5 protein-coding genes are annotated in these 3,422 nt (G+C 58.7%); 2 read left to right on the top strand and 3 right to left on the bottom strand.

What is annotated here, in order from left to right; all coding sequences use genetic code 11:
• The first annotated feature begins 544 nt into the window (after positions 1–544).
• The gene (locus Q0331_RS06520; protein ID WP_298075618.1) at positions 545–955 is read left to right on the top strand and encodes a hypothetical protein; all 411 of its coding nucleotides are present in this window, start codon (positions 545–547) and stop codon (positions 953–955) included.
• Positions 956–1,078: 123 nt separating this feature from the next.
• On the opposite strand, the gene rplE is transcribed toward Q0331_RS06520, so the two are convergent.
• From rplE to rplN, 3 genes are read right to left on the bottom strand one after another with little or no spacing between them, the layout of a single operon-like run.
• Complete coding sequence (rplE, locus tag Q0331_RS06515; RefSeq protein WP_011274139.1) at positions 1,079–1,648, bottom strand: 50S ribosomal protein L5; 570 nt, start codon at positions 1,646–1,648, stop codon at positions 1,079–1,081.
• Positions 1,649–1,650: 2 nt separating this feature from the next.
• Complete coding sequence (gene rplX / locus Q0331_RS06510) at positions 1,651–1,965, bottom strand: 50S ribosomal protein L24 (protein WP_005291939.1); 315 nt, start codon at positions 1,963–1,965, stop codon at positions 1,651–1,653.
• On the bottom strand, positions 1,966–2,337 hold the full coding sequence (rplN, locus tag Q0331_RS06505) for a 50S ribosomal protein L14 (RefSeq protein ID WP_005291942.1): 372 nt from the start codon (positions 2,335–2,337) through the stop codon (positions 1,966–1,968).
• Between the two features lie 612 nt (positions 2,338–2,949).
• Here rplN and Q0331_RS06500 point away from each other — a divergent pair.
• Positions 2,950–3,306 (top strand): hypothetical protein, encoded by a 357-nt coding sequence (locus Q0331_RS06500; RefSeq protein WP_298075617.1) that lies wholly within the window; start codon positions 2,950–2,952, stop codon positions 3,304–3,306.
• Positions 3,307–3,422: the final 116 nt, after the last annotated feature.

Genomic DNA, 3,422 nt, shown 5'->3' with positions numbered 1-3,422 from the left:
CCAGCAGATCAGGAGTAGGCCAATCCCAGTCACGACCGAACCCGAAAGGCCCGTGAGCGGGCGCGCCAGCCTGCGTGAGCTGGGGATCCCGACAATCTCCAATCCGCCGAATACGTAGGCGCTTTGGTCGGTGGACAAGGCCGGCGGAGGCAAGGGGCGTCACAAAAGAGTCAACCGCCTTCGACTACCGCCACCGACCGTGACGGTGGCTACCTGCGGGGGTTTAGGTGGCGGCTTAAGCGGTGGCGTGCGGGGTTAGAGTGGCGTGTCAAGCAGTGACGGATAAGCGAACACTGTGTGTAGCGTTTGTGCTACATAAGCGGGAGAGCAAGAGGAATTAAGTGTCCCTACCTGCACGTTTAAGCCGTTACGTGAATTGCCTCACACTTTTGCCGCACCTGTTGCGAGAGTGAGTCGCAATTCACTACACATGTTGTACGTACACGAAGTACAGACTTGCGGCACCCGGTCGGAACTCGCAGAACCGATCACTCCCCGCCGCAACTTTGCAGTTTTTATACACCCCTCTCGGAAGGAGATTCCTTTGAAGTTCAAGAAGTCCCTCATCACCCTGGCCGCAGCATCCTCTGTTGCCCTGGCTGGCGTTCCGGCCGCAGTTGCAGACGAGGCCCCCGAGGCACCGACCGCCTCCGCGACCGCCACCCAGCCGGCTGCCGACGAGGCCGCACCGGCTGAGGACGCTACCGCTGGTGATGACCAGGCTGAGGCAGACGACGAGGCCGAGGCTGGCGAGACTGCAGACGAGAACGCCGAGGGCACCGAGAACGAGAGCTCCACCGAGGAGGGCACCCAGGGCTCCATCGACGACGAGAAGAAGGAGAAGCTGAAGGGCTCCATCGACAACCTGGCTGGCTGGGACGAGACCACCTCTACCCTGGACAAGGTCAAGGACGTTATCGGCTTCATTGGCAAGATCGTGAAGATCTTCCTGTAAATCCGTCGCGGATACCGAATACCGGGTACCGGCGTCCGGGATCCGGATGCCGGACACAACAAACCCCGCTTCCCAAATCATCGAGGAGATCCTCGATGGGAAGCGGGGTTTCGTCACGCTGATTTACTCAGCGGAGCCCTTCTGCTTGAAGGGGAAGCCCAGCTCGCGCAGCAGTGCGCGGCCTTCGTCGTCGTTGGTTGCAGTGGTAACGACGGTGATGTTCATGCCGCGAGGACGGTCGATCTTGTCGACGTCGATCTCGTAAAACATGGACTGTTCGGACAGGCCGAAGGTGTAGTTGCCGTGGCCGTCGAACTGCTTGTCGTTCAGGCCGCGGAAGTCACGAATACGCGGCAGAGCGACGGTCAGCAGGCGGTCCAGGAACTCCCACATGCGGTCGCCGCGCAGGGTAACGCGGGCGCCGATGGGCATGCCTTCACGCAGCTTGAAGTTAGCGATCGCCTTCTTCGCGGTACGGATCTGCGGCTTCTGACCGGTGATCTTGGTCAGGTCCTCGATTGCACCGTTGATCAGCTTGGAATCGCGAGCAGCGTCGCCGACACCCATGTTGACGACAACCTTGGTGACGCCCGGGATCTGCATGACGTTCTCGTAGCTGAACTCGCCGTTCAGCTTCTCGCGGATTTCCTCACGGTAGCGAGTCTTCAAACGTGGGGTGTAGTTTTCGCTCATCGTTAGATGTCCTTCCCGTTGCGCTTGGACACGCGGATCTTCTTACCGTCTTCGTCGAAGCGGTAGCCGATACGGGTCGGGTTGCCGTCGGAGTCAACGACCATCACGTTGGACACGTGGATCGGAGCTTCCTGGGTAACGATGCCGCCGGACTCAGCGCCGCGCTCTGGAGCGGAGTTTGCAACGTGCTTCTTGATTCGGTTGACGCCCTCGACCAGGACCTTGTCGCGCTGCGGGTAGGCCTCGATGACCTTGCCCTTTGCACCCTTGTCCGGGCCGGAGATTACCAGTACGGTGTCGCCCTTACGGATCTTCATTTAGAGCACCTCCGGAGCCAGGGAAACGATCTTCATGAACTTCTTGTCGCGAAGCTCACGTGCGACCGGGCCGAAGATACGGGTGCCGCGGGGATCGTTGTCGTTTGCCTTGATGATGACAGCCGCGTTCTCGTCGAATGCGATGTAGGAGCCGTCCGGGCGACGGGTCTCCTTCTTAGCGCGGACAATGACAGCCTTGACGATGTCGCCGGCCTTGACGGTGCCGCCGGGTGCAGCTTCCTTAACGGTAGCTACAACGACATCACCGATACCAGCGGAGCGTCGAACGGAACCACCGAGCGGACGGATGACCAGGATTTCCCGGGCACCGGTGTTGTCGGCAACTCGCAGACGCGATTCTTGCTGAATCACTTGAGTCTCCTAATTTGACCTAGATTTTTGCTTGCCGTGCGTGGGATTTCCGACCCTCGCGCACGCGGTCTGTGCCAGCGCGTTCAGTTCATCGTGAACTCGGTTCGCCTTCTGGCAACCGCTATATTCTTCCACACCCCTGTTCAGCCAACCAAATCGCCGTATCAGAGATTTTTGGGGCGGCGGCGGATTTCGCGCAGCGGGGGTATGTCGCCCCACCCCCGCGCAATTCTTTTTTTCCTTCTTATTGACGCCCCCTCACACCTCACCGCCCCGCTTTTCCAGCAGGTCTGCCAACAGTGAACTAACCTAGTATTTCGCCCTTCAAAACCACTGGTCAGAATGTGCCCATAGCGTGCGGTTATGTTCAAAAACTTAAGCATCCAGGTCGGCACGGACGCCAATAAAAGGGCGATTCGGGGCAGATCCCCCCTCCTGCTAACAGTCACTTTTCAGCTCGCGCCCAGAGGTTATGAAGGATCGTTTATGAACTGTTTCAGCGGGCAGGTAGAACTTTTGCACTGTGCTTAAAGTGCACGATCATGTTAAATTAATCCCCGTACCACGGCCAGTTCAGGCCGACGCAACAACTTTCACGTGAGGATTAAACACATGAAGCTCAAGAAGTCCCTGCTGGCTCTGACCACCGCCGCTACCGTTGCAGTTGCTGGCTCCACCGCTGCTGTTGCTGAGGATGCCAAGACCCCTGCAGGCTCCGCCGTTGCCATCAACGACAAGGGTGACGACAAGACCGAAACCGATCCGGGCAAGGAAGACGGTTCCAAGGACGAGCCCGGCAAGAAGGACCTGGCTGGCTCCGCTGACAAGTTCTTCGGCTGGGACGAGGATACCACCGGCCTGAAGAAGCTGACCACCGTCGTCAGCCTGATCACCACCGTTGCAGCCCTGGTTGGCGGCATCGTTTCTCTGTTCAACAACATCCAGAAGCTGGGCAAGCTGGCCAAGTAAAAACAGCCTTCTCAAGCTAGAACAAATCCGTTCAGCTGAGACCCAAGCCCCGCCGCGATCCCTGAACTGGCCCCCGAAAGTTGGACTAGTTTAATTCTAGGCGGTTAGGGCTTCAA

This window comes from uncultured Corynebacterium sp., assembly GCF_937999985.1.
In the GTDB taxonomy this organism is placed as follows: domain Bacteria; phylum Actinomycetota; class Actinomycetes; order Mycobacteriales; family Mycobacteriaceae; genus Corynebacterium.
Note: the sequence above shows the minus strand (reverse complement) of the source record. Positions and strands in the feature narration are given on the sequence as shown.

What these genes read in the sequence shown, in the direction of transcription:
- rplE (WP_011274139.1), bottom strand. Translation starts at nt 1,648, where the DNA reads ATGAGCGAAAACTACACCCCACGTTTGAAGACTCGCTACCGTGAGGAA.
- rplX (WP_005291939.1), bottom strand. Translation starts at nt 1,965, where the DNA reads ATGAAGATCCGTAAGGGCGACACCGTACTGGTAATCTCCGGCCCGGAC.
- Q0331_RS06500 (WP_298075617.1), top strand. Translation starts at nt 2,950, where the DNA reads ATGAAGCTCAAGAAGTCCCTGCTGGCTCTGACCACCGCCGCTACCGTT.